The following is a 25855-nucleotide window of genomic DNA, read 5'->3' as shown; positions in this document are numbered from 1 at the left end:
CAGAGTTTTGGTCACAGCGCCTTTGCCGCCTCAAGCACCTCTTCGGCATGGCCGTCGACCTTGACCTTGGGCCAGACCCGGGCAACCTTGCCGTCACCGTCGATCAGGAAGGTGCTGCGCTCGATCCCCATGAAGGTCTTGCCATACATCTTCTTTTCCTTCCACACACCGTAGTCCTCGCATGTGGTGCCGTGCTCGTCCGACAGCAGGGGCACGGTCAGATCCTTCTTGGCCATGAATTTCTCGTGGCTGGCAACGCTGTCCTTGGACAGGCCGAAAACCTGCACGCCGGCGTCCAGAAACTGCTGATAGAGGCTGGAAAAGGCGATGTTCTCCTTGGTGCAGCCCGAGGTGTCGTCGCGTGGATAGAAGAACAGGACCACCGGCGCGGGGCGCAGGGCCGACAGCGTCACGCTGTCACCGCCATCGCGCGGCAGGGTAAAGTCGGGTGCGGTATCGTTCTCGGCGACCATCGGCCATTTCTCCCCTCGTGTGAACGTCGTCAGTTCCATATTAGGGTGTGGCAGGCAAGAATAAAGGCGGCAAGGCAGAAAGCACGTGACACAGACACCCCCGCAACAGCACGCGCAGGCAAAGCCCCGGCCAAGGCATCGCTGGCTGGGTCGGCTGGTGTGGTCGCTGGGTGTCGTCTGCGTGGTTTTCGGGCTGGCGCTGGCCGGGCTGGGCTATGCCGTGGGGCGCGATATCGTTGTGCCCGACTGGGCCGGACAAGAGGTCGAGGCGCGGCTGAACCGCAATTCCGCCGGACTGGGGCTGCGCGTGGGAGAGATCGTGGTGCGGGTCGAACAGGGCTGGCAGCCCCGCCTGCTGCTGCGGGATGTCGATGTGGCCCGGCCTGACGGGCGACCGCTGATCAGCCTGTCGCGGGTCGAGGCGGGCCTGTCCATGGCCGCCCTGATGCGCGGCAAGCTTCAGCCCGACAGCGTGCGACTGGCGGGGGCGGGCCTGCGTCTGCGCCGGTTGCGCGATGGCAGTTTCAACATCGACTTCGGCCAGGGGCTGCTGTTGGCGGGGCAGGGTGCCACGCTGGTGCAGTTGACCCAGCGGCTGGATGACCTGCTGCAACGCCCCGAATTCAGCGCCCTGCAATTGGTCGAGGCCGAGGCGCTGACCCTGCGGTACGAGGATATGCGCCTGAGCCGTGGCTGGACCGTGGATGGCGGGCGCTTGCGGCTGGTGCGGTCGGGCGACGATCTGGGGTTGAGCGCCGATCTTGCCCTGCTGGGCGGCGGTGACACCGTCACCACGCTGGAAATGAACTATGACAGCGTCGTCGGGCAGGTGGCCGCGCAATTCGGGGTGAACATCGCCGACATGGCGGCGCAGGACATCGCGGTGCACTCGCCCGCGTTGGCCTGGCTGAACGTGCTGCGCGCGCCGATCTCGGGCGCGATGCGCGTGGCTGTGGACGAGACGGGACAACTCGGGCCGCTGAGCGCCGCCTTGCAGGTGGGGTCGGGTGTCTTGCAGCCCACCGATAAGACCACACCCATCCCGTTTGACAGCCTGCGCGCCTACATGACCTATGAGCCGCAGGCGCAAACGCTGACCTTTGATGACCTGAGCGTGCTCAGCCCCTCGGCCAGCCTGCGGGCCGAGGGTGTGGCGGTGATGCAAGGGCTCGATCTTGGTTGGCCGACCGAATTCATCGGCCAGTTTTCATTGTCCGACATTCGCGCCAATCCCGACGGTCTTTACGAAGATCCGGTCGTGCTGGAAGGGGCCGATGCGGATGTGCGGTTGCGGCTGGACCCGTTTGATCTGCAGGTCGGGCGGCTGACGGTGCGCGACCGCGGGCAGGCGCTGCAACTGGCCGGGCGTCTGCAGGCCACACCCGAGGGCTGGGCGCTGGGTCTGCGGGGCGCGATGGACGCGGTCGCGCGGGCCCGCGTGCTTGACCTGTGGCCCGTACGGGCCTTGCCCCGCACCCGGGAGTGGATCGCCGACAACATCCATGCCGCCGCGCTGCGCGATATCGAACTGGCCTATCGCAGCGCGCCCGACAGCGATCCCGACCTGTATCTGGCCGCCGGGTTTCAGGATGCCGAGATCGGGTTTCTGAAGGGGTTTCCCCACATCACCAAAGCCGCCGGGCAGGCCAGCCTGCGCAATGCCCGCTTTGTCGTCAGCAGCCACGCAGGCAAGATCGTCGCGCCGCAGGGCGGCGAGGTTGATGTGGGCGGCACCAACGTGGTGATCCCCGATGTGCGGATCCGGGAAACGCCGGCACGGGTGCGCCTGCGCAGCCGGTCCAGCATCACCGCCGCGCTGTCCCTGCTGGATCTTGCGCCCTTCGGTTTCCTGACCAAGGCGGGCCAGCCCGTCACCCTTGCGACGGGGCAGGCCGAGGCCGAGGGAACGATCGACCTGATCCTGAAACGGGGCTTGCAGACGGATGAAATCGGCCTGTCGGTGCAGGCCAGCCTGCGCGACTTGCGCAGCGCGCAGATCATTCCGGGCCGCGTGCTGAGCGCGCCGCAACTGTCGGTGGATGCGACCACCGAACGGTTGCGTATTTCCGGCGCGGGGATGCTTGGGCAGGTGCCGTTCGATGCCGTATGGGAGACAGGATTGGGCAAGGATGCCTCCGGCAGCCGGGTATCGGGTACGGTCGAGCTGTCGCAGGGCTTTGCCGATGAATTCGACATCACCCTACCGCCCGGCAGCCTGTCCGGGCGCGCCCCGGCCACGATCGAGCTTGACCTGCCACCGGAGCAGGCCCCGCAGTTCGCCCTGCGCTCGTCCCTGCAGGGGCTGGGCCTGTCCTTGCCGCCGCTGGGCTGGTCCCTGCCGCAGGCCGGCAGTGGCACGTTCGAGGTATCGGGGCAGCTTGGCAGCCCGCCCGTCATCGACCGGCTGAGCCTTGAGGCCCCGGGCCTCTCGGCGCAGGGCAGCATCACGCTGCGCGCCGATGGCCAACTGGCCGAGGCGCGGTTCGGCCGGGTGCGGGCCGGCGGTTGGCTGGATGCGCCGGTGCTGCTGACCGGGCGGGGGGCCGGGGCGGCCCCGGCCATCACCGTGTCAAGCGGCACCGTCGATCTGCGCCGCACCACGATCGGCGCGGGCGGTGGCGGCGGATCGTCGGGCGGCGGGCCGGTCACGCTGGCGCTGGAACGGCTGCAGATCTCGGACGGGATCGCCCTGACCGGGTTTCGCGGCGATTTTACCACCGCCCGCGGGTTCGATGGCAGTTTTGCCGCGCGGGTCAACGGGCTTGCCCCGATCACCGGGCGCATCGTGCCGCGCGACGGGCGCAGCGCCTTTCGCATCCTGTCGCAGGATGCGGGCGCGGTACTGTCTGCGGCGGGGTTGTTCCGGCAGGCGCGGCAGGGCGATCTGGATCTGACCCTGCTGCCCGCTGCCCGCGCGGGCGAGTATGACGGGTTGCTGACCGTGCGGCAGGTGCGCATGCAGGACGCGCCGGCCCTGGCCGAACTGCTGAGCGCGGTGAGCGTGATCGGCCTGCTGGAACAGCTGGACGGGCAGGGCATTGCCTTTTCCGAGGTTGATGCCGATTTCCGCCTGACCCCCGACCGGGTGATCGTCAAAAGCGCCTCTGCCACAGGCGCATCCTTGGGCATTTCGATGGATGGCACCTACGACATGGCAAATGACCTGATGGATATGCAGGGGGTGTTCTCGCCGATCTACATGGTCAACAGCATCGGCTCGGTCCTGACGCGCAAGGGCGAGGGGTTGCTTGGCTTCAGCTACACCATTAGTGGCTCGGCGGATGCGCCGCGCGTGCAGGTCAACCCGCTGTCGATCTTTACCCCCGGCATGTTCCGCGAGATTTTCCGCCGCCCCCCGCCACAGGTGACACAGTAGACATGAAACTGAGCGATTTCGATTTCGACCTGCCCGAGCGGCTGATCGCCACCCGGCCCGCGCGGCCGCGTTCGTCGGCCAGGCTGCTGCTGGCGCAGGGCGATGCGATTGACGACCGGCACGTGTTTGATCTGCCCGATATCCTGCGCCCCGGTGACCGGCTGGTGCTGAACGACACCCGCGTGATCCCCGCCCGGCTGACCGGACAACGCCACCGCGACAGCGCGCAGGGCCGGGTGACCGCCAGGATCGAGGTCACGCTGCTGGAGCCGCGCGCGGATGGCACATGGGCGGCGCTGCTCAAACCCCTGCGCAAGGTGGCCACGGGCGAAGAGATCGTGTTTTCCGACGATCTGTCCGCGGTGCTGGTGGCGCGCGAGGACGGGCAGGCCACCGTGCGGTTCAACCTGACGGCGGATGATTTCGATGCCGCGCTGGCGCAGGCAGGCGCGATGCCGCTGCCGCCCTACATTGCCGCCAAGCGCCCGGCAGACGATCAGGACAAGCACGATTACCAGACCGTCTGGGCCGCGCGATCCGGGGCCGTGGCGGCCCCCACCGCATCGCTGCATTTCGACGATGCCCTGCTGGCGGCGCTGGCTGCGCGCGGTGTGCAGTTCACCCATGTCACCCTGCATGTGGGCGCGGGCACCTTTCTGCCGGTCAAGGTCGAGGATGTGAGCAGCCACAGGATGCACGCCGAATGGGGCGAGGTCAGCACGCAGGCCGCCGCCGAGATCGCCGCGACCAAGGCGGCAGGGGGCCGGGTGATCCCGGTAGGCACGACGGCGCTGCGGCTGATCGAAACCGCCGCGCGCGACACCGGGCAGATCCACGCATGGGCCGGGGATACCGACATCTTCATCTATCCCGGTTTTGCGTTCCGGGTCACCGATGCGCTGATGACCAATTTCCATCTGCCGAAATCCACCCTGATGATGCTGGTCTCGGCGCTGATGGGGCAGGAGCCTATCCGCCGCATCTATGACCACGCGGTGCAGTCTGATTATCGGTTCTTCAGCTATGGCGATGCGTCGCTTCTGATCCCTGCGCCGCGTCAGGGTTGAACGCACAGGTCAGGTGTGACAGGCCATCCTCGAGGTCAAACGAGTCGCAAACGGGCCTGTCCGCAAGCGGCCAAAGCGGGTACACCTGCGCTCGGCGGCATAGGAGTGTGTCATGTTCAAGGTTCTGCGCAATACATGGCCGCTGCTTCTGGGCATGGGCCTGCTTATGCTGGGCAACGGCCTGCAGGGCTCGCTGCTGGGTGTGCGCGGGCAGGGCGCAGGGTTCAGCACGTTCGAGCTGTCACTGGTCATGTCGGCCTATTTCGTGGGCTTTCTGGGCGGGTCACGCATGACACCCGAACTGATCCGGCGGGTCGGGCATGTGCGCGTCTTTGCGGCGCTGGCCAGCCTGATTTCGGCGGTGTTCATCCTCTATCCCGCGTTTCAGAATCCCTATATGTGGATCGCAGGCCGTATCGTGATCGGGTTCTGTTTCTCGGGCGTCTATGTCACCGCCGAAAGCTGGCTGAACAATTCCGTCGCCAATGACCAGCGCGGGCAGGCGCTTTCGCTGTACATGATGGTGCAGATGATCGGCATCGTGGCCGCGCAGGGCATGCTGAACATCCCCGATGCCAGCGGCTTCTTGCTGTTCATCATTCCGTCGGTGCTGGTGTCCATCTCGTTCGCGCCGATTCTGCTGTCGATCTCGCCCACGCCGGCGTTTGAATCGACCAAGCCGATGACCCTGAAACAGCTGTTTCGAATCTCGCCTCTGGGTTTCATGGGGATGCTGCTGCTGGGCAGTGTGTTTTCCGCGCAGTTCGGCATGGCCGCCGTCTTCGGGGCCGAAGCAGGGCTGAGCGTGGCGCAGATCTCGATCTTCGTGGCGACCTTCTATATCGGGGCCACGATTGTGCAGTATCCTCTGGGCTGGCTGTCGGACCGGATGGATCGCCGTGTGCTGATCTGTGCCGCGTCCGCCATCGGTGGGGCCGGCGCGCTGCTGGCGTTTTTCGGTGGCACAAACTTTACCGTGCTGTTGATCGGGGCCTTTCTGATCGGCGGCATGTCCAACCCGCTGTACTCGCTGCTGCTGGCCTATACCAACGATTTCCTGCAGGTCGAGGATATGGCAGCCGCCTCGGGCGGGCTGATCTTTGTCAACGGCTTGGGGGCGATTGCAGGCCCGGTTGTCACAGGTTGGCTGATGAGCGTGATGGGCCCTTATGGCTATTTCACCATCATCGCGGCGCTGCTGTTGGCGCTGACCCTGTATGCCGCATATCGCATGACGAAACGCGCGGCACCCGCAGTCAGTGAAACCGGCGCCTACATGCCGGTTGCCTTCTCGTCCTCGATCGTCGCGGTCGAAGCCGCGCAGGAAGTCAGCGCAGAACGCGCGGAAGAGGCGGAAAACAGCCCAAACCAGTAACATGGTGTCGTGATTGAAGTATTTTTTTACTGTTAATTTCTTGCTTGCCCTGTGTAACACTTCGGTAACGAGGATGGCACATGGAGGCGGCGGAGGCTCTGATGGTTACTGTGGACACTGTACTGGAATTCTGGCTGGACGAGGTTGGCCCCGACGGCTGGTATTCCGGCGGTGAAGAGCTGGATCGCAAGATCAAGGACAGGTTCCAGTCTGCCTGGGAAAATGCCGCCGATGGTGCCTATGCGCTGTGGCTGACCCATTCCAGCGGTTCGCTGGCCTATATCATCCTGCTGGATCAGTTTCCACGCAACATGTTCCGCAATGACCCGCGCAGCTTTGCCACCGACGGCGTGGCGCTGGCTGCGTCGAAAATGGCTGTGGACCGCAAGTGGGACATGCGCATCGACGAACCCGCGCGGCAGTTCTTCTACCTGCCGCTGATGCATTCCGAGAACCTGTGTGACCAGGAACGCTGCGTGCGGCTGATGAAGGAACGGATGCCCGAAACCGGCGAGTCAAACCTGTTTCACGCCCGCGCCCATCGCGAGGTGATCCGCCAGTTCGGGCGCTTCCCCTATCGCAGTGAGGCCCTGTCGCGGCCCACGACCCCGCCTGAAAAGGCCTATCTGGCGGCCGGTGGCTACGGCCACACCCTGCGTCAGATGGAAGAGATGGCCTAGGCCAAGGTTGGAAGTGCTTGAAGCTGTCGTCTCAGGCTCGCCGCGTTGATGCGGGGCGGGCCTTTGCGCGTGTCCAACTGCGTTGTCAGATCATCCAAAATAGTTTAATGCTCAACTAATTCTGGAATCGGAGGGGCCCATGGCTGACAAATCGTTCGATATCGTCGTGATCGGGGCCGGCCCCGGCGGGTATGTGGCCGCGATCCGTGCCGCGCAACTGGGCCTCAAGGTGGCCGTGGTCGAACGCGAGAACCTGGGCGGTATCTGTCTGAACTGGGGCTGCATCCCGACCAAGGCCATGCTGCGCAGCGCCGAGGTGTTTCACCTGATGCACCGCGCAGCGGAATTCGGCCTGAAGGCCGATGGCATCGGATATGATCTGGATGCGGTGGTGAAACGCTCGCGCGGGGTGGCCAGGCAGCTTTCGGGCGGGGTGGGCCACCTGCTGAAAAAGAACAAGATCACCGTGATCATGGGGGACGCGACCATCCCCGCCAAGGGCAAGGTCAGCGTCAAGACCGACAAGGGCACCGAGGATCTGAAAGCCCCGCATATAATCATCGCGACGGGCGCGCGGGCGCGCAACCTGCCGGGGCTTCAGGCCGACGGCGACCGGGTCTGGTCCTACCGGCATGCGTTGGAACCCGGACATATGCCGAAAAAGCTGCTGGTCATCGGGTCGGGCGCTATCGGCATCGAGTTCGCCAGCTTTTTCAACACCTTGGGGGCCGAAACCACCGTGGTCGAGGTGATGGACCGCATCCTTCCGGTCGAGGATGCCGAGATCAGCGCCTTTGCGCAAAAACAGTTTGAAAAGCAGGGCATGACGATCCGCGCAAAGGCAACGGTCAAGCAGCTGGACCGCGCCAAGGACAAGGTCACCGCCCATATCGAACAGGGCGGCAAGGTCGAGAAGCTGGAGTTTGACACCGTGATTTCCGCCGTCGGCATCGTCGGCAATACCGAAGGCCTGGGGCTTGAGGATCTGGGCATCAAGATCGACCGCACCCATGTGGTGACGGACGAGCACTGCCGCACCGGGGTCGAAGGCATCTATGCCATCGGTGACATCGCAGGCGCGCCCTGGCTTGCGCACAAGGCCAGCCACGAGGGCGTGATGGTGGCCGAGATGATCGCGGGCAAAGACGTGCATCCGGTCAAGCCCGACAGTATCCCGGGCTGCACCTACAGCCATCCGCAGGTTGCCTCGGTCGGGATGACCGAGGCGCAGGCGAAAGAGGCCGGGCATGACATCAAGGTCGGTCGCTTTCCCTTTATCGGCAACGGCAAGGCCATTGCCCTCGGTGAATCCGAGGGCATGGTCAAAACCGTGTTCGACGCGAAAACCGGCGAGCTGCTGGGCGCGCACATGATCGGAGCCGAGGTGACCGAACTGATCCAAGGTTATGTTGTGGGCCGCCAGTTGGAGACCACCGAAGAAGACCTGATGCATGCCGTATTCCCGCATCCGACGCTGTCGGAAATGATGCATGAATCCGTGCTGGATGCCTGGGACCGCGCGGTGCATTTCTAAGGCATTGGCCCATCTGCGCGCCTGCCATGCCTGACGAATGGCGGGTCGCAGAAATGTTCCGCCTATGTTCTGACTTTTCGATTGGAGACTCAGCCACGCGCGCCTATGTGTTAAGAGTTGCTTAACGGGGGTGGTCATGGCCGATCTGAAGAAAATCGAAGTGCGCGGCGCGCGTGAACACAACCTGAAAAACATCGACGTGGACATTCCGCGCGATCAACTGGTGGTGATCACCGGCCTGTCAGGGTCGGGCAAATCCAGTCTGGCCTTTGACACGATCTATGCCGAAGGGCAGCGGCGCTATGTCGAAAGCCTGTCGGCCTATGCCCGGCAATTCCTTGATATGATGGAGAAACCTGACGTCGATCATATCAGCGGCCTGTCGCCCGCGATCTCGATCGAGCAAAAGACCACCAGCAAGAACCCCCGCTCGACCGTCGGCACGGTGACCGAGATCTACGACTATCTGCGGCTGTTGTTCGCCCGTGTCGGCACGCCCTATTCCCCCGCCACCGGCCTGCCGATCGAGGCGCAGCAGGTGCAGGACATGGTCGACCGCGTCATGGCCTTGGAGGAAGGCACGCGCGCCTATCTGTTGGCCCCCATCGTGCGTGACCGCAAGGGCGAGTATCGCAAGGAATTTCTGGAGTTGCGTAAATCCGGCTTTCAGCGGGTCAAGGTCGATGGCCAGTTCTACGAGTTGGATGAACCGCCCACGCTGGACAAGAAATTCCGCCACGACATCGATGTCGTGGTGGACCGTCTGGTGGTGAAATCAGGGCTGGAAACCCGTATGGCCGACAGTTTCCGCACCGCGCTGGACCTGGCGGATGGCATTGCAATTCTGGAGACCGTGCCGCGCGCGGCTGAAGGGGCCGAGGACGCGCCCGAGCCCGAGCGCCTGACCTTCAGCGAGAATTTTGCCTGCCCTGTCAGTGGCTTCACCATTCCCGAAATCGAGCCTCGGCTGTTTTCCTTCAACGCGCCCTTCGGGGCCTGCCCCGAATGCGACGGTCTGGGGATGGAGCTGTTTTTCGACGAACGGCTGGTGGTGCCCGATGCCACGCTGAAGATCAGCGATGGCGCGCTGGCCCCGTGGCGCAAGGGTAAAAGCCCCTATTTCCTGCAAACGATCGAAGCGATCGCCAAGCATTACGAGTTCGACAAGAACGCCCGCTGGAAAGATCTTTCCGAGCATGTGCAGCAGGTTTTCCTGTTCGGGTCGGGCGAAGAGGAAATCAAGTTCCGCTACGACGAGGGCGGGCGGGTCTATCAGGTATCGCGCGTGTTCGAAGGCGTGATACCCAACATGCAGCGCCGCTATCGCGAGACCGACAGCAGCTGGGTGCGCGAGGAATTCGAACGCTACCAGAACAACCGCCCCTGTGGGGCCTGCGGCGGCTATCGCCTGCGCCCCGAGGCTTTGGCGGTGCGCATCGCGGGCCTGCATGTGGGGCAGGTGGTGCAGATGAGCATCCGCGAAGCCTATGACTGGTGTGCCACCGTCCCCGAGAGCCTGGGCAAGCAAAAGAACGAGATCGCCCGCGCGATCCTGAAGGAAATCCGCGAGCGTGTGGGCTTTCTGAACAATGTTGGCCTTGAATATCTGACACTTAGCCGGAATGCGGGCACCCTGTCGGGGGGTGAAAGCCAGCGTATCCGGCTGGCCAGCCAGATCGGCAGCGGCCTGACCGGCGTTCTGTATGTGCTGGACGAGCCCAGCATCGGGCTGCACCAGCGCGACAATTCGCGGCTGCTGGACACGCTGAAGAACCTGCGCGATCAGGGCAACACGGTTCTGGTGGTCGAGCATGACGAAGAAGCGATCCGCGAGGCGGATTACGTGTTCGACATCGGCCCCGGCGCCGGGGTGCATGGCGGGCAGGTGGTCAGCCAGGGCACACCGGATCAGGTGGCCGCCGATCCCGCCAGCCTGACGGGGCAGTACCTGTCAGGCGCGCGCGCCATAGCTGTGCCTGACAAGCGTCGGAAAGGAAACAAGAAAAAGCTGACCGTGGTCAAGGCAACGGGCAACAACCTGCGCAATGTGACGGCCGAGTTTCCGCTGGGAAAGTTCGTCTGTGTGACGGGGGTTTCGGGTGGTGGCAAATCCACCCTGACCATCGAGACGCTGTTCAAGACCGCCAGCATGCGCCTGAACGGGGCACGCCAGACGCCTGCACCCTGCGAAACCATCAAGGGGCTGGAGCATCTGGACAAGGTGATAGACATCGACCAGCGACCCATCGGACGGACTCCGCGTTCGAATCCAGCGACTTACACTGGGGCCTTCACACCGATCCGCGACTGGTTCGCCGGTCTGCCCGAGGCCAAGGCGCGTGGCTACAAGCCCGGACGGTTCAGTTTCAACGTCAAGGGCGGGCGCTGCGAGGCGTGTCAGGGCGACGGTCTGATCAAGATCGAGATGCATTTCCTGCCCGATGTCTATGTCGAATGCGAGACCTGCAAGGGTGCGCGCTATAACCGTGAAACTTTGGAAATTCGCTTCAAGGGCATGAGTATAGCGGACGTTCTTGATATGACGGTTGAAGAGGCGCAGACGTTTTTCAAGGCCGTGCCCAGCATTCGCGAAAAGATGGATGCGCTGATGCGCGTGGGGCTTGGCTATATCAAGGTGGGTCAGCAGGCCACCACCCTGTCGGGCGGCGAGGCGCAGCGCGTGAAGCTGTCAAAGGAACTGGCCAAGCGATCCACCGGGCGCACGCTGTATATCCTGGACGAGCCAACCACGGGGCTGCATTTCGAGGACGTGCGCAAGCTGTTGGAAGTGCTGCATGAATTGGTCGAGGCAGGCAATACGGTGGTGGTGATCGAGCACAATCTGGACGTGATCAAGACCGCCGACTGGCTGATCGATATCGGCCCCGAAGGCGGGGATGGTGGCGGCGAAATCGTGGCTGTCGGAACGCCCGAGCAGGTGGCCGAAGAGCCGCGCAGCCACACAGGGCTTTACCTGAAACCCATGCTGAAACCACGCAAGGTGGCGGCAGAATAGGCCCGCGATTCCGGCGGTGCACAGGGCATGCACATGTCATGCACAGATCATCCGTATCGCGCCCCGGTGCCAGGCGCGACCCAGTTGTGCGCTTCCGCGCGCCCTTATTCAGATGGCTTAGAGGCGACGTGCCAAACCGGCGCTGCGCTGGACCGAGCGGTTTGGGGTACTCTGCCGGGAGGCGGTTCAGGGGCAGGTTTGCCCTGAACGCGCCTGATCGAGTGTTATGTGTGTCGCCCCGCAATCAAGGACAAGCCGCGCAATGCGCGGTGGTCCCACCTTTTCTGAGGCCATCCCTGACTGCGCCCCGACTCACGGCGGGCGCAACGCCCAGGTCTTACTTGGTCTTGCAGGTGTTGATGCCCAGCCACTGGTAGGGCGGGCACCAGCCGATCACGCCGGTGGCCAGCGGGATGATCCCCAGCAGGTACAACCAGCTATAGGCGCTGTCGTTCAGGAAAAACATCGCGATCAGGGCCAGGCCCACGACGATGCGCAGGATGCGTTCGAAATTGCCGATGTTCTTGGTCATGACATGTCCTTTGTCAGTGTTGGCTTTTGACATATTCTAACACTTGAAGATGGCTTTGTCTGGTATTCTCTGGCCCGTGGTTGCCGGTCACCGGCCAAAAGCGCATTTGTCGCAGCGATCAGCCGCGGCTGCGGGTTTCGAACCGGGGCAGCATCGCGCTGAAATCGCGGCCCTTGCCATCCTCGTCCTCGACGAACCGCCGGTAGAGCGCCAGTGCCGCAGCCCCCATGGGCGTGTCGGCATCGACGGCTTCGGCGGCCTGCTGGGACAGGCCCAGATCCTTGAGCATCAGCTCGGCGGCGAAGCCGGGTTTGTAATCGTTGTCCGCCGGTGATTTCGGGCCGACGCCGGGGGCAGGGCAATAGGCGTTCATCGTCCAGCTGTAGCCCGAGGAGGTGCTGACCACGTCGAACATCTTTTGTCGGTCCAGCCCCAGCTTGTCGGCCAGCGCGAACGCCTCGCAGGTGGCGATCATGGTGACGCCGAGGATCATGTTGTTGCAGATCTTGGCGGCTTGACCGGCGCCGGCCTCGCCGCAATGCACGGCCTTCTGACCCATGATGTCGAACAGCGGTTGGGCGGTGGCAAAGGCATCGGCGCTGCCGCCGCACATGAAGGTCAGCGTGCCCGCCGTGGCCCCGCCCACGCCGCCCGAAACGGGGGCATCGACAAAGCCAAGACCCGCCGCTTGCGCCTGATCGGCCACGGCGCGGGCGCTGTCGACATCGACGGTCGAGCAATCTACCAGCGTGGCACCGGGGGCCATGGCCGGGATCAGCTCATCCGCGACGCGGCGCAGGATTGCGCCGTTGGGCAGCATGGTGATGACGACCTCGGCCCCGCTTGCGGCCTCGGGGCCGCTGCCGGCCTGCGCCACGCCATCGACGGTGACGCCCGCGACGTCAAAGCCGGTGACATCATGCCCGGCGGCGACAAGATTGGCCGCCATGGGCGCGCCCATGTTGCCAAGGCCGATGAATGCGATCTTCATTGGGTGTCTCCTTTGTCGAAAATCAGGGCGTGTTCGAACAGCGGTTCCAGCATCCGTGTCACATCGGGGGCCAGATCGCTGTCGAGCGCGTGCCGCCACTGCGGCTTGCGATCCTTGTCGATGATCGCGGCGCGGATACCTTCAAGGAAATCGGCGTGTTCCATCGCGCGGTAGGTAAAGCGGTATTCCAGATCCAGCGCGTCGCGGATGCCGCCGGTGTCGCGCAGGCGGTGGACCATCTCGACCGCGCAGGCCATCGACAGGGGCGCGTTGCGTGACATGGATTTCAGGGCGGCGGCGGTGAATTCGCTGTCCTCGGCGCGCAGCGCGGTCAGGATATCGGTCAGCGTGTCACCCGCAAAATGGTCGTTGATCAGCGGCAGGTGCGCGGCAAGCGGGCTGTCGGGCGGGGTCCGGGCGGCTGCCCCGACCTGTGCCGCATCGCCGGTGTCGCAAAGCCGGGCGATCAGATCGGGCCAGTCGCCTTCGGGCAGGTAGTAATCGGCAAAGCCCGCAAGGATCGCGTCGCACGCGCCCATGCGCGCCGCCGTCGTCCCAAGGTATTCGCCCAGCCGCCCCGGCGCGCGCGCCAGGATCAGCGAGCCGCCCACGTCGGGCACAAGGCCGATGCCGCATTCGGGCATGGCGATCTTGCTGCTGTCGCCCACTATGCGGTGGCTGCCGTGACAGCCCACGCCGACGCCGCCGCCCATGGTAAATCCCTGCATCAGGCTGATCACGGGTTTCGGGAATTCGAACAGCGCGGCGTTCATGCGGTATTCATCGGCCCAGAACTGGCGGCCGAAGTCGTAATCGCCCGCCGTGCCGGTGCGGTACAGGTCGGCGATGTCGCCGCCCGCGCAGAACGCCTTGTCGCCCGCCGCGTCGATCACCAGCAGGTGCACGGCATCGTCCGCGCGCCAGTCGTCCAGCGCGGCGTGGATCGCCATGGCCATGTCATAGGTCAGCGCATTCAGCGCTTGCGGCCGGTTCAGGGTGATCCGGCCGGCGCGGCCCTGGATTCGGATGTCGATATCGGTCATTTTTCCCCCGGTCGGCGGGCGATCACCCCCTGTCCGCCAGCATCTGGCGGCTGATGATCAGGCGCATGATTTCGTTGGTGCCTTCCAGGATCTGGTGCACGCGCAGGTCACGGACGATCTTTTCGACCCCGTAGTCGGCCAGATAGCCGTAGCCGCCGTGCAGTTGCAGACACTGGTTGGCCACGTCAAAGGCGTTGTCTGTGACAAGCAGTTTCGCCATGGCGCAGAACTTGGTGGCGTCGGGCGCGCCGTTGTCCAGCTTCCATGCGGCCTGACGCAGGAAGGTGCGGGCGGATTGCAGCTTGACCTCCATCTCGGCCAGACGGAATTGCAGCGCCTGGAACTGGTCGATGGTCTGGCCAAAGGCCTTGCGTTCGCCCATGTAGGCCAGCGTGAGGTTGAGCGCCTGTTGGGCGGCCCCCAGCGCGCTGGCGGCGATGTTCAGACGCCCGCCATCAAGGCCCGCCATGGCATAGGCAAAGCCGCGCCCCTCGTCGCCGATCAGGTTGTCGAGCGGGACCATGCAATCATCGAACTGCACCTGCGCAGTCGGTTGGCTGCGCCAGCCCATCTTGTCCTCGAGCCCGCCATAGGACAGCCCGTCTGATCCGCTTTCGACCACCACGGCGGAAATCCCCTTGGGGCCATCCGCGCCGGTGCGCACCATGGTGATATAGGCATCGGAATAGCCGCCGCCCGAGATGAACGCCTTGGTGCCGTTCAGTTTGTAGCCTTCGTTGGTCTTGTCCGCGCGGGTGCGCAGGGCGGATGCGTCCGATCCGCTGCCCGGTTCGGTCAGGCAATAGCTGAACACCTTTTTCATGCTGCACAGGTCGGGCAGCCATTTTTCCTTGGTCTCGGGGCTGCCGAACTTGTCGATCATGCCGCCGCACATGTTGTGGATCGACAGGAACGACCCCACCGAGGGGCAGGCCATTGCCAGCGCCTCGAACACCAGGGTGGCATCCAGCCGCGACAGGCCCGATCCGCCCCACGCGTCCGAAACATAGATGCCGCCAAGGCCCAGCTCGGCCACCTTGGGCCACAGCTCCTTGGGAATCGTGCCCAGCTTTTCCCAGTCCTGCGCGTGGGGCGCGATATGATCCTGCCCGAACCCGTGGGCCATGTCGAAAATGGCCGATTGTTCCTCGCTCAGCGCGTAATCCATCTGTGTCCTCCCGGCAGCCGTCGAATTGAACGGCTGTTTAATTCGCAATCCTTACAGCAGTTTTACAGGGCGTCAAAGCGGTTACAAGTCGGCGTGGAACTCGTCTATCAGATGGGCCACGACGGCACGCATGGCCCCGTCGTGATCGCGGCCCAGTTCGCGTGCGGCGGCATAGGTGGCGCGCTGCTGGCTGGCGGAGTTGCCCGCGGCCACGATTGCGCGCATGTTCTCGACCTCGGCCCAGCAATCCAGCGCCTGTGCATCCTCGGCCACCAGCGCGATCAATTCCTGCGACAACACGTCATAGGGCACGATTTCACGCGCGCCGAAATCGATCAGCCCTTCGGTCATGCCATAGCGCTGCGCGCGCCAGCGGTTTTCATTGACCAGAAAGGTGTCATAGATCCGCCATCGCTGGTTCGACAGGCTGAGCCGCCACAGCATCCGGGTCAGCGACTGGATCAGCGCGGCCAGCGTCAGCGTGGTTTCCAGCCGGGGCGAGACGTCACAGATCCGCGCCTCGATCGTGGGAAAGCGGGACGAGGGGCGCAGATCCCACCAGATCTTGCTGGAATCCTCGATCACATCCAGTTCGGTCAGCGCGCTGACCGAGCGTTCGAAACTGCCCCAGCCTTCCAGACGTGGTGGCAGGCCGGTGCGCGGCAAGTTGTCGAACACGGTCAGCCGGTAGGAGGACAGGCCGGTATCCTCGCCCTGCCAGAAGGGTGACGAACACGACAGCGCCAGAAGATGCGGCAGGAAATAGACCAGCTGATTCATCAGGTCGATGCGCTGATCGCGGGCGTCGATGCCCACATGCACATGCATCCCGCAGATCAGCGCCCGCCGCACCACGCCCGCCAGATCCTGCCGCAGGGTATTGTAGCGGTCCTTGTCGGTGTGATGCTGCTGGCGCCAGTCGGCAAACGGGTGGCAAGAGGCCGCGATGGGGGCCAGGTTATAATCGGCGGCGACGCGCGCCACGGTGCTGCGCAGGCGCTGCAATTCGGATCGCGCGGCGCCGATATTGGTGCAGACACGGGTGCCGATCTCGACCTGGCAATCCAGAAACTCGGGGCTGAACTGCCCTTCGAGGGCGGACGCACACCGCTCCATCAATTCAGGCGGGGCGGGCGACAGGGCCAGGCTGTCGCGGTCGACCAGCAGGTATTCCTCTTCCACGCCGATGGTGAAATCGGGCTGCGCGATGGGCATCTGCCGTCCTCCGTTCTGGCCACCTGTGACAGTTCAGCAGGGTTCACCGGCAAAAACAATAGCTCCCCGTGTTGCAAGGCAGGGTTGCGCGAGACCGGGGTGGCATGGTTTGCTGCGCCTATTGCACGATCATATTTTCAAGGAGTGGTTACATGACCGAGGACTACCGCGTTGCCGTGGCCGTCATCCATGGCATGGGCAGCCAGGGCGACAAGCCGCAAGACCCCAATGCCATCAGTTTTTCCGCCGATCTGTACCGTGGCCTGCGTGCCCGGATGGGCGCGGAGCGGTTCGACCGGCTGGTGGGCTGGCGCGAGATCTTCTGGGCCGACGTCCTGCAATCGCGCCAGCAGCAATACATGGATGACGCGCTGGCCGGCAAGGCGCGGTGGATGCAGACCCGCGATTTCGTCATGCACCGGCTGGCGGATGCGGCGGCGTATCGTTGGGAAAAAGGCGAAAGCGCCCATGTCTATCGCGACATCCATGGCCGGGTGGCCGCCGCGCTGGCGCATCTGGAAACCGTGACCGGGCCGCGCGCGCCGCTGATCGTGCTGGCCCATTCGCTGGGCGGGCATATCCTGTCGAATTACATCTGGGACATGCAGAAAGGGCACGCCACCGCGCCCACGCCCTTTCAGCGGCTCGAGACGATGGCGGGCCTTGTCACCTTTGGCTGCAACGTGCCGATCTTTACCTTTGCCTATGCCCATGAGGATGTCGAGGCGATCCGCCGCCCCGGCAACCTGATCCCGCCTGACCGGCACCTGACCCCGTGGTGGCGCAACTATAACGACCGCGACGATCCGCTGGGCATGCCGCTGCGGCACTCGGGGAAGGGATATCAGGCGCTGCATGACGCGGGCGAGCTGCGCGATACCTGGATCAGCGTGGGCGGCGCGCTGACCGCGTGGAACCCGTTGTCGCACAATGCCTATTGGGCCGATGCCAACCTGCAACGGCCCGTGGCCGCGATGATAGCCGAGGCGATGCGGATCGGTCCGGTCGAGGAGCGGGTTACCTGACCAGGTTGCGCATGTCGGACAGCGTTTTGAGAGGCAGCCCGAGAAAGGCCATGGTCGCGGCCTCGTCATCGAACGTGCGCGACACCAGCCCCGGTGCCCCCTCCCAACTGCGCTGTGCCATGGTGGCCAGCTTCAGCGCGTCGCGCGAGGGCGCGTAGTAGGCGATCAGCGTGTCGGTATCGCCGCGCAGAAAATGCTCGGCCTTCTTGGCCTGTATCCGCATCAGCGCGGGAAAGTCGAACGCCGCGCCGCGCAGGTCCTGCATGTCGACCAGGTGGCGGTGGATGTGGATTGCGCGCGGATCTGCCATGAAGCCGGAAAAGGCCTGCATGGTTTCATCCAGACGCGCCACGCCCGAGTAGCACACATAGACCAGACCCTTTTCGGGAAACACCCGTATATCAATCGTCATGACCGTCCTCAACGGTGCCCAAACCTCAGCGGCGGCTGGACGCTTGCCCGCCTTGGCCGGGGGCATTTGCTGCCGGGTTGCCGCACAAGGAACAACGGTAGTATAGTTGTTCGGGCCTGAAAAGACCCTGAAATGTATCACCTTTCGCGCCGCAGACCGCCATGATCGCCTCTTCGGTGCGGAACAGGCGCACGTCGATCCCGCCGACCGAACTGGCGGCCATGGCAAACATATGCGCCATGCCGAATTTCCAATGCGTGTCGGTCAGCATGACAATGTCCAGATGATAGCCCCCGGGCGCGAAGATCGCGCGCAGGAACTCTGCAAGGCTCAGGACGCAGGCAAAGCTGGCCTCGTAGCTGATGGTGTCTCTGGTGTCGACGATGGCCGTGAACCCGAAGGGCGGATCGTCGGTGTTGATCATGGTGGCCGTGATGACATCCCGGATTTCGGGAACCGAGACATTGCCGGAAAACCGCAGCAGTCCAAGTTTCAGATCCGGTCGCAGAAAGACTTCGATCACAGATTATGCCACCCGAGGACTACACACAAAAGGCAGGGCCAATGCGCCTGCATTGGTCCAACCTAGCATTTAAATTCGCATCAGTCCATCGCGCGGAAGTTGAACTCGCCACCTTCCTTGATGCCGCTGGGCCAGCGGGCGGTGACGGTCTTGGTACGGGTGTAGAACTTGAACGCATCCGGCCCGTGCTGGTTGAGGTCACCAAAGGCCGATTTCTTCCAGCCGCCGAAGGTGTGATAGGCCAGCGGCACGGGGATCGGCACGTTGACCCCGATCATGCCCACGTTGATGCGGTTGGCGAAATCGCGTGCGGCGTCGCCGTCGCGGGTGAAGATCGCCGTGCCGTTGCCCATCTCGTGATCCATGGCAAGTGTCAGCGCCTCTTCATAGCTGGCGGCACGGACGCAGGACAGCACGGGGCCAAAGATTTCCTGCTGGTAGATGTCCATGTCGGGGGTCACGCGGTCGAACAGATGCGGGCCGACGAAAAAGCCGTCCTCGTAGCCTTGCAGATTGAAGTTGCGGCCATCGACGACTAGCTCCGCGCCCTGATCGACGCCGGATTGCACCAGCCCGAGGATTTTTTCCTTGGCCGCGGCCGTCACCACGGGGCCGTAATCGACATCGTTGCCCGCCGTGTAAGGCCCGACCTTGAGCGCCTCGATGCGCGGGACAAGCTTTTCGATCAGCCGGTCGGCGGTTTCATCGCCCACGGGTACGGCCACCGAAATCGCCATGCAGCGTTCGCCTGCGGCACCGTAGCCGGCGCCGACCAGTGCATCGGCAGCCTGATCCATGTCGGCATCGGGCATGATGATCATGTGGTTCTTGGCACCGCCAAAGCACTGCACGCGCTTGCCGTTCGAACAGCCACGGCCATAGATGTATTCGGCAATCGGGGTCGAGCCGACAAAGCCGATGGACTGAATCACCGGATGATCCAGAATGGCATCCACCGCTTCCTTGTCGCCGTTGACGACCTGCAGGATGCCCTTGGGTGCGCCTGCCTCTTCCATCAGTTCGGCCAGCATCAACGGCACCGAGGGGTCACGCTCGGACGGTTTGAGGATGAAGGCGTTGCCGCAGGCAATGGCCGGGGCGAACATCCACATCGGGATCATGGCGGGAAAGTTGAACGGGGTGATCCCGGCGGTGACGCCCAGCGGCTGGCGCATGGAATACATGTCGATGCCGGGGCCCGCGCTGTCGGTGAACTCGCCTTTCAGCAGTTGCGGCGCGCCGATGCAGTATTCCACAACTTCCAGCCCGCGCTGCACATCGCCCTTGGCGTCGGGGATGGTCTTGCCGTGTTCGCGGCTCAGCGCCTCGGCCAGCTTGTCCATGTCGCGGTTCAGCAGGCGCACGAATTCCATCATCACCCGCGCGCGGCGCTGCGGGTTCACCGCGCCCCAGGCGGGCTGGGCCTTGGCGGCGACGTCAACGGCATGCGCCATCTCGTCCGCATTGGCGAGCGGGCATTTCGCCTGCACTTCGCCGGTGGCGGGGTTGAAGACATCGGCAAACCGGCCTGACGTGCCTTTGACATGCGCGCCGCCGATGTAATGGGTCAATTCCTGCATGGAGTCCTCCTCTGGATCTGTCGCGTGCAGGATAGGCTTGCAAAAATCCCTTGGGTAGAGGCAAGATTCCAAAAAGGCATTGCGAATTTGCAGGGGGGCAGGGCGCATGAGCGGCGGTGACATACGCGGTGACATACAATGGGACAATCTGCGCATCTTCCTGGCCGTGGCGCGCAGCGAAAGCCTGTCGGGCGCGGGCAAGGTGCTGCGCGTCGATCCGGCCACGGTGGGCCGCCGCATCGCGCGGCTGGAGGAACGGCTGGGCGCGGCGCTGTTCGGCAAAAGCCCGCAGGGCTATGCCATGACGGATGCGGGCCAGCGGCTGCTGATCCATGCCGAACGCGCCGAGCAGGCGATGACCGCCGCGCTGGAGGAATTGCAGGGCCAGCCGGGGACATTGTCGGGACAGATCAGGATCGGCGCGCCCGATGGCTGTGCCAATTACCTGCTGCCGCAGGTATGCACGCAGATCATGGACGCCAACCCCGAGCTTGAGGTGCAGATCGTGGCGCTGCCGCGTGTCGTCAACCTGTCGCGGCGCGAGGCGGATATGGCCATCGGCGTCAGCCCGCCCGCCACCGGCCGCCTGCTGGTGCAGAAGATCACCGACTACCGCCTGCATCTGGCCGCGTCCCGCGCCTATCTGAAGAACCACCCGCCGATCCAGCGGCTGGAGGATCTGCAGCGCCATCGGGTGATCGGCTACATCCCTGACATGATTTTCGACAAGGAGCTGGATTACCTGACAGAAATCGGTGTGCAGCGGGTGGCGATGGCGTCGAACTCGGTCTCGGTGCAGTTCAACTGGCTGCGCAAGGCGGGCGGCATCGGCGTGGTGCATGATTTCGCCATCCCGTCCGGGCATGGCATCCAGAAGGTGCTGCCGCAACTGATCAGCCTGACACGCAGTTTCTACCTGATCCGCCATGCGGATGACCGCCGTCTTGACCGGCTAAACCGTTTTGCCGCCGCGCTGTGCGACGGGCTGCGGGCCGAGGTTGCCCGGCTTGAGGCGCAAAGCTGACCCGGCGTCCGCCCCGCGCTTGACAGACCGTCGCCGCCGCGCAACGCTGGGTGCCACAGCCACGCAAACGGGAGGAACGCGCATGCTGGTCCATCAGATCCTGAGTTCGAAGGGCAGTACCGGGGTGATCACGATCAAACCCGATACGCTGGTGTCCGAGGCGGCGCAACTTCTGGCCGATCGTCGCATCGGCGGGCTGGTCGTGTCCTCTGACGGTGAGGCGGTGGCGGGAATCCTGTCGGAACGCGACATCGTGCGCAACCTTGCCTTGCGCGGGGCGGACTGCCTGACCGAAACCGTGGATCAGATGATGACCCCCAACCCCACCTGCTGCGGGCGCGATGACAGCGCCGACCAGGTGTTGCAGCGCATGACCGATGGCCGGTTCCGCCACATGCCGGTGACGGAAAACGGCGCGCTGGTGGGCATCGTGACCATCGGCGACGTGGTCAAGGCCCGGCTGGAAGAACTGGCGATGGAGCGCAACGCGCTGGAAGGCATGATCATGGGCCACTGAGCCCCGGTTTGCGCGCGATTGGTCAAAATCGGGTTGCATTCGGCGGCGCAATATAATTGCGTGCGCTCAACAACAAGCTGCAAAGCGAGGGACAGCCATGCGCATCGGTCTTTACCCGGGCACGTTCGATCCGATCACCCTGGGGCATATCGACATCATCCGTCGCGCGACGACCATGGTGGACCGGCTGGTGATCGGCGTGGCGATCAACCGCGACAAGGGGCCGTTGTTCTGCCTGGAAGAACGGGTCGAGATGATCGAGGCCGAATGCGCCAAGCTGAGCGAAGAGACCGGCACCGAGATCGTGGCCCATCCGTTCGAGAACCTGCTGATCCATTGCGCCCATGACGTGGGCGCGCGGGTGATCGTGCGCGGCCTGCGCGCGGTGGCGGATTTCGAGTATGAATTCCAGATGGTGGGCATGAACCGCGCGCTTGATTCCTCGGTCGAGACGGTGTTCCTGATGGCCGACGCCCGCCATCAGGCGATCGCATCGAAGCTGGTCAAGGAAATCTGCCGGCTGGACGGCGACATCACGAAATTCGTGCCCGCGCAGGTCAAGCAGCGGCTGCTGGCCAAGCTCGACAAGATCTGAGGTTGGCTAGAGGCCGGGATCGCTGCGGCTGATGAAATCGGCGCAGACCTGTGGGTGGGTCAGCGGCAGCATGTGCCCGCCCGGTGTTTCCTGCAATGTGATCTGCGGGTGATCGGCCACCAGCCTGCGGGCCTGCGTGTCGACCGACAGGATGCGATCCTGCGTGCCATAGAGCAGCGCCATGGGCACCGGCATTTCGGCATATCCGGCGCGCATGAACTTGATGTCCGCCAGCGAGGCGATGTAGTCGCGGCTGGTGGTAAAGAACGTCTTTGGCCGCAGCCCCAGCAGCCCGCCGCCCTTGGTGCCATAGTCGGGCGGCACCGGATCGGGGCCGAACACCATGTCCAGAACCTGCGCGGTGTTGCGCATCCCCATGGGGGTCGCCAGCGTCCAGGCGATGATCCGGCGCAGCAGGTCGGACTTGATCCCGAGGCTGGCAAAGGCGGGCGAGGGCGCGTCGCCGCCGCGCGTCAGCGGGGCCAGCAGGGCAAGGCCGCGGATCTTTTCGGGGTTGTCCAGCGCAAGGCAGACGCCGATCGCGCCGCCCAGGCTGTGGCCCACCACCAGCGGCTTTTCCAGCGCCAGCTTGTCGATCACCTCGGCCACGTATCCGGCCTGCGCGCGCGGGCTGGCCGGCGCATCGTCGGGCCGGTCTGACCAGCCCATGCCGGGCCGGTCGATGGCGATGCAGCGATAGCGATCGGCCAGCAGGTCGATCAGCGCATAGTCGTAATTGCATGCCTGTGCGCCCAGCCCGTGGACCATCAGCACCACGGGGCCGGTGCCCCGGTCGATGTAGTGCAGCCGTCCGGTGGAGATATCGGTGAAGTGTCCGCGTGGGGGCACGGCGGCCTCGACCTTGCGCTTGGTCGTGTAGGTGACCCAGACCAGACCCGCGACCGTCAGCGCCACCAGCGCCAGTATCAGCCCCAAAAGCACCATCATCGTGTCGTCCCCCGTTGCCAGACCGGATCAGCATAAGGGCAGCGGGCGGCGCTTGGCCAGCGGGCCGTCACGTCATCGCCAAAAGGCCATCCATTCGATCAGGTCAAAACCCTTCTTGGCCAGAAACAGCAGGTAGGCCCCGTCATGGGCGTATTGGTCCCAGCCGATGGCGGCCAGGATCACCAGCCCGAGGCCGATGGCAATCTGGTTCGTCATGTCACGCGCCTGCAAGTATCATGGGGTGCAGGTATGCCCGGCCCGCCCGCATCGCGCAAGGCTAGAGCAGGCGCCCCATCGCGGCGGCCACATCGGCCATGCGGCACGAAAACCCCCATTCGTTGTCATACCATGCCAGCACCCGCACCAGCCGCTTGCCGATCACCTTGGTCTGGTCGGGCGCAAAGATCGAGCTTTCCTCGGTGTGGTTGAAATCGATCGAGACCTTGGGCGCGGGATCATAGGCCAGAATGCCCTTCATCGGGCCTTGGGCGGCTGCGGCCACCACCTCGTTCACATCGTCCACGGTCACGTCGCGCTTGGCCACGAAGGTCAGGTCCACCGCCGAGACATTGGGCGTGGGCACCCGGATGGCCGAGCCGTCAAGCTTGCCCTTGAGCTGCGGCAGAACCTCACCCAGGGCCTTGGCCGCGCCGGTGGAAGTGGGGATCATGCTGACCGCCGCCGCCCGCGCGCGGTACAGATCCTTGTGGCGGCGGTCCAGCGTGGGCTGATCGCCGGTATAGCTGTGGATCGTGGTCATGATGCCGCTGTCGATGCCGATGGCCGCATCCAGCACCTTGGCCAGCGGGGCCAGGCAGTTGGTGGTGCACGATCCGTTCGAGATCATCACGTCGCCCTTGGCCAGCTGGTCGTCATTGACGCCCATCACCACGGTCTTTTGCACGTTCCTGGCCGGGGCCGAGATCAGCACGGTCTTGGCCCCGCGCTCCAGGTGTTTCCGACACTTGTCGCCGTCGTTGAAATTGCCGGTGCATTCCAGCACCACATCAACGCCCGACCAGTCCAGTTCGTCCATGTCATAGGTCGAGAACATCTCCATCGGGCCTTGCCCCAGGTCCATCGTGCCCTCGCCGATCGTGACATTCCCGGCAAAGCGGCCGTGCACGCTGTCGTAGCGGACAAGATGGGCGGCAGTTTCCAGCGGGCCGGTGGCATTGACCTTGACGACGCGCACATCGCTGCGGGCGGCCTCGGCGATGTGCATCAGGGTGCAGCGCCCGATCCGTCCAAATCCGTTGATGCCAAGCGTGATGGTCATGTCCGTGGTCTCCTGCGCGCGGTGGGTTTCGCGCGGGTATAAAGCGGGGTTGGCAGGCCTGAAAGGTCAAAATCGGTGATTTTCCGGGCTGTTAGCGCAACCGCAGGCGGTTTTGCGCTAACACGGTAACCCATGTCAGCTTGCCCATCGTGGCCTGTCCGATAGGGTGGCCGCGAATGGGGACAAGGGCAGGGTGACGGGAATGAGCGGTCTTTTGGCATTGCTGGATGATGTTGCAGCCATCGCCAAGGTGGCTGCGACCAGCGTGGACGATGTCGCCGCTGCCGCGGCCAAGGCCGGGGGCAAGACCGCCGGCGTGATCATCGACGATGCCGCCGTGACGCCGAAATACGTTCAGGGGTTCAAACCCGCGCGCGAATTGCCGATCATCTGGCGCATCGCGCGCGGGTCGTTCTTCAACAAGCTGGTGATCTTGCTGCCGCTGGCCCTGTTGATGGCCAGTTTCGCGCCCTGGGCGATCACGCCCTTGCTGATGCTGGGCGGGTCGTACCTGTGTTTCGAAGGCGCGGAAAAGGTGTTTCACGTGCTGTTTCCCGACGCGGACAAGCATGTAAAGGCGGATATGGCGGTCAAGGACCCGGGCCGTCTGGAAGAGGCCAAGGTCAAGGGGGCGATCAAGACCGATTTCATCCTGTCGGCGGAGATCATGACCATTGCGCTGGCCGCGATCGAGGCCCCGAACATCTGGATGCAGGGGGCCACGCTGGCGGTCGTGGGCATCATGGTGACCGTGGCGGTATACGGATCGGTCGCCCTGATCGTGAAGATGGACGATGTGGGGCTGTATCTGGCAAAGAACGCCTACAGCGGTGTCGGGCGCGGATTTGGCCGGGGGCTGGTGCGGTTCATGCCGCTGTTTCTGAAACTGCTGTCGGTGGTGGGCACGGCGGCGATGCTCTGGGTCGGCGGGTCGATCATCGTGCACGGTTTGAATGATCTGGGGATGGCGCAGCCATATGAGGGCATCAAGGCGCTGGCTGCGATGGTCGCGGGCGCGGTGCAGGGTGCCTCGGGCCTTGTTGCATGGGCGATCACGGCACTGATCGACGGTGTGCTGGGGCTGGTCTGGGGGCTGCTGCTGATCCCTGTCGGCACATGGGTGATCGGGCCTTTGATCGCTGCGGTGTCCGGCAAGAAAGCCGCTGAACATTAACCGACGTTTAACCGCGGATCGGGCAGGTTTGGGTCATGCGTGACACATTGCCGATACATCCGATCCTGCCCCGTTCCGCGCCTTGCGTCGATGAAGAGGCGCGGCGCTGGCTGCGTGGCGTGTTCTCGGCGCAGGCGGTCAACCGGGGCGGGGTGATCCGACGCGCCGTGCGCGATGTGGACCGCATCGTCGGGCGCGCCGCATTCGAGGCCGAGGTGCAGAGACGCGGGTTTCACATGGTGGAAAACGCGGGCCAGTTCGTCATCTTCTGCAACAACGAACCGGTCCGCGTGATCTTGTGACAAAAC

General features: G+C 64.2%; 24 protein-coding genes. 12 read left to right on the top strand and 12 right to left on the bottom strand.

What is annotated here, in order from left to right:
* Nucleotides 1-11 precede the first annotated feature (11 nt).
* Nucleotides 12-473, bottom strand: coding sequence for a peroxiredoxin (locus ACFTOW_RS18865; protein WP_417498547.1), 462 nt, complete (start codon nucleotides 471-473; stop codon nucleotides 12-14).
* A gap of 85 nt (nucleotides 474-558) precedes the next feature.
* On the opposite strand from ACFTOW_RS18865, the gene ACFTOW_RS18860 reads away from it, so the two are divergent.
* The 6 genes from ACFTOW_RS18860 to uvrA all read left to right on the top strand — a co-directional run bounded on the left by ACFTOW_RS18860 (nucleotide 559) and on the right by uvrA (nucleotide 11521).
* On the top strand, nucleotides 559-3849 hold the full coding sequence (locus ACFTOW_RS18860) for a YhdP family protein (protein WP_379918654.1): 3291 nt from the start codon (nucleotides 559-561) through the stop codon (nucleotides 3847-3849).
* A gap of 2 nt (nucleotides 3850-3851) precedes the next feature.
* A complete protein-coding gene (gene queA / locus ACFTOW_RS18855; protein ID WP_379918652.1) occupies nucleotides 3852-4916 on the top strand; it encodes a tRNA preQ1(34) S-adenosylmethionine ribosyltransferase-isomerase QueA in 1065 nt (354 codons plus the stop codon).
* A 112-nt stretch (nucleotides 4917-5028) separates the two neighbouring features.
* A complete protein-coding gene (locus tag ACFTOW_RS18850; protein WP_379918650.1) occupies nucleotides 5029-6291 on the top strand; it encodes an MFS transporter in 1263 nt (420 codons plus the stop codon).
* 101 nt (nucleotides 6292-6392) lie between these two features.
* Nucleotides 6393-6971, top strand: coding sequence for a DUF924 family protein (locus ACFTOW_RS18845; protein WP_379918648.1), 579 nt, complete (start codon nucleotides 6393-6395; stop codon nucleotides 6969-6971).
* 139 nt (nucleotides 6972-7110) lie between these two features.
* The gene (lpdA, locus tag ACFTOW_RS18840; RefSeq protein ID WP_379918647.1) at nucleotides 7111-8505 is read left to right on the top strand and encodes a dihydrolipoyl dehydrogenase; all 1395 of its coding nucleotides are present in this window, start codon (nucleotides 7111-7113) and stop codon (nucleotides 8503-8505) included.
* Between the two features lie 136 nt (nucleotides 8506-8641).
* Nucleotides 8642-11521, top strand: coding sequence for an excinuclease ABC subunit UvrA (gene uvrA, locus ACFTOW_RS18835; RefSeq protein WP_379918644.1), 2880 nt, complete (start codon nucleotides 8642-8644; stop codon nucleotides 11519-11521).
* Between the two features lie 337 nt (nucleotides 11522-11858).
* Here the strand turns inward: uvrA and ACFTOW_RS18830 are convergent, their stop codons facing one another.
* The 5 genes from ACFTOW_RS18830 to ACFTOW_RS18810 all read right to left on the bottom strand — a co-directional run bounded on the left by ACFTOW_RS18830 (nucleotide 11859) and on the right by ACFTOW_RS18810 (nucleotide 16470).
* Nucleotides 11859-12053, bottom strand: coding sequence for a YgaP family membrane protein (locus ACFTOW_RS18830; protein ID WP_379918642.1), 195 nt, complete (start codon nucleotides 12051-12053; stop codon nucleotides 11859-11861).
* A gap of 118 nt (nucleotides 12054-12171) precedes the next feature.
* On the bottom strand, nucleotides 12172-13044 hold the full coding sequence (gene mmsB, locus ACFTOW_RS18825) for a 3-hydroxyisobutyrate dehydrogenase (protein ID WP_379918639.1): 873 nt from the start codon (nucleotides 13042-13044) through the stop codon (nucleotides 12172-12174).
* Complete coding sequence (locus tag ACFTOW_RS18820) at nucleotides 13041-14087, bottom strand: enoyl-CoA hydratase/isomerase family protein (RefSeq protein WP_379918637.1); 1047 nt, start codon at nucleotides 14085-14087, stop codon at nucleotides 13041-13043. The genes mmsB and ACFTOW_RS18820 overlap by 4 nt, the downstream gene beginning before the upstream one ends.
* Before the next feature lie 22 nt (nucleotides 14088-14109).
* Nucleotides 14110-15255: an acyl-CoA dehydrogenase family protein gene (locus ACFTOW_RS18815; protein ID WP_379918635.1), complete on the bottom strand. Its 1146-nt coding sequence runs from the start codon at nucleotides 15253-15255 to the stop codon at nucleotides 14110-14112.
* An 81-nt stretch (nucleotides 15256-15336) separates the two neighbouring features.
* Complete coding sequence (locus ACFTOW_RS18810; protein ID WP_379918633.1) at nucleotides 15337-16470, bottom strand: carboxylate-amine ligase; 1134 nt, start codon at nucleotides 16468-16470, stop codon at nucleotides 15337-15339.
* Nucleotides 16471-16622: 152 nt separating this feature from the next.
* On the opposite strand from ACFTOW_RS18810, the gene ACFTOW_RS18805 reads away from it, so the two are divergent.
* Complete coding sequence (locus ACFTOW_RS18805; RefSeq protein ID WP_379918630.1) at nucleotides 16623-17495, top strand: hypothetical protein; 873 nt, start codon at nucleotides 16623-16625, stop codon at nucleotides 17493-17495.
* On the opposite strand, the gene ACFTOW_RS18800 is transcribed toward ACFTOW_RS18805, so the two are convergent.
* From ACFTOW_RS18800 to ACFTOW_RS18790, 3 genes are all read right to left on the bottom strand, one after another.
* Nucleotides 17488-17907: a hypothetical protein gene (locus tag ACFTOW_RS18800; protein ID WP_379918628.1), complete on the bottom strand. Its 420-nt coding sequence runs from the start codon at nucleotides 17905-17907 to the stop codon at nucleotides 17488-17490. The two genes, ACFTOW_RS18805 and ACFTOW_RS18800, sit on opposite strands and share 8 nt — an antisense overlap.
* A gap of 25 nt (nucleotides 17908-17932) precedes the next feature.
* Complete coding sequence (locus ACFTOW_RS18795; protein ID WP_379918626.1) at nucleotides 17933-18430, bottom strand: hypothetical protein; 498 nt, start codon at nucleotides 18428-18430, stop codon at nucleotides 17933-17935.
* A gap of 80 nt (nucleotides 18431-18510) precedes the next feature.
* Complete coding sequence (locus tag ACFTOW_RS18790) at nucleotides 18511-20010, bottom strand: CoA-acylating methylmalonate-semialdehyde dehydrogenase (RefSeq protein ID WP_379918624.1); 1500 nt, start codon at nucleotides 20008-20010, stop codon at nucleotides 18511-18513.
* Between the two features lie 133 nt (nucleotides 20011-20143).
* Here ACFTOW_RS18790 and ACFTOW_RS18785 point away from each other — a divergent pair, with 133 nt between their 5' ends.
* The 3 genes from ACFTOW_RS18785 (at nucleotide 20144) to coaD (ending at nucleotide 22146) form a co-directional block, all read left to right on the top strand.
* On the top strand, nucleotides 20144-21034 hold the full coding sequence (locus tag ACFTOW_RS18785; protein WP_379918717.1) for a LysR family transcriptional regulator: 891 nt from the start codon (nucleotides 20144-20146) through the stop codon (nucleotides 21032-21034).
* Between the two features lie 82 nt (nucleotides 21035-21116).
* Nucleotides 21117-21551, top strand: coding sequence for a CBS domain-containing protein (locus ACFTOW_RS18780; RefSeq protein ID WP_379918622.1), 435 nt, complete (start codon nucleotides 21117-21119; stop codon nucleotides 21549-21551).
* A gap of 97 nt (nucleotides 21552-21648) precedes the next feature.
* Complete coding sequence (gene coaD, locus ACFTOW_RS18775; protein ID WP_379918620.1) at nucleotides 21649-22146, top strand: pantetheine-phosphate adenylyltransferase; 498 nt, start codon at nucleotides 21649-21651, stop codon at nucleotides 22144-22146.
* 6 nt (nucleotides 22147-22152) lie between these two features.
* On the opposite strand, the gene ACFTOW_RS18770 is transcribed toward coaD, so the two are convergent.
* The 3 genes from ACFTOW_RS18770 to gap all read right to left on the bottom strand — a co-directional run bounded on the left by ACFTOW_RS18770 (nucleotide 22153) and on the right by gap (nucleotide 24373).
* The gene (locus tag ACFTOW_RS18770) at nucleotides 22153-23094 is read right to left on the bottom strand and encodes an alpha/beta fold hydrolase (protein ID WP_379918617.1); all 942 of its coding nucleotides are present in this window, start codon (nucleotides 23092-23094) and stop codon (nucleotides 22153-22155) included.
* Between the two features lie 72 nt (nucleotides 23095-23166).
* Nucleotides 23167-23310, bottom strand: a complete 144-nt coding sequence (locus ACFTOW_RS18765; protein WP_379918615.1) for a hypothetical protein — start codon at nucleotides 23308-23310, stop codon at nucleotides 23167-23169.
* A gap of 61 nt (nucleotides 23311-23371) precedes the next feature.
* Entirely contained in the window at nucleotides 23372-24373 is a 1002-nt protein-coding gene (gene gap, locus ACFTOW_RS18760; RefSeq protein WP_379918613.1) for a type I glyceraldehyde-3-phosphate dehydrogenase, read from the bottom strand.
* A gap of 202 nt (nucleotides 24374-24575) precedes the next feature.
* Here gap and ACFTOW_RS18755 point away from each other — a divergent pair, with 202 nt between their 5' ends.
* A complete protein-coding gene (locus ACFTOW_RS18755) occupies nucleotides 24576-25547 on the top strand; it encodes a DUF808 domain-containing protein (RefSeq protein ID WP_379918611.1) in 972 nt (323 codons plus the stop codon).
* A gap of 35 nt (nucleotides 25548-25582) precedes the next feature.
* Nucleotides 25583-25849, top strand: a complete 267-nt coding sequence (locus ACFTOW_RS18750; RefSeq protein WP_379918609.1) for an N-(5'-phosphoribosyl)anthranilate isomerase — start codon at nucleotides 25583-25585, stop codon at nucleotides 25847-25849.
* Nucleotides 25850-25855 lie beyond the last annotated feature (6 nt).

Source organism: Lacimonas salitolerans (assembly GCF_042677865.1).
Taxonomy (GTDB): Bacteria; Pseudomonadota; Alphaproteobacteria; order Rhodobacterales; family Rhodobacteraceae; genus Lutimaribacter; species Lutimaribacter salitolerans.
Note: the sequence above shows the minus strand (reverse complement) of the source record. Positions and strands in the feature narration are given on the sequence as shown.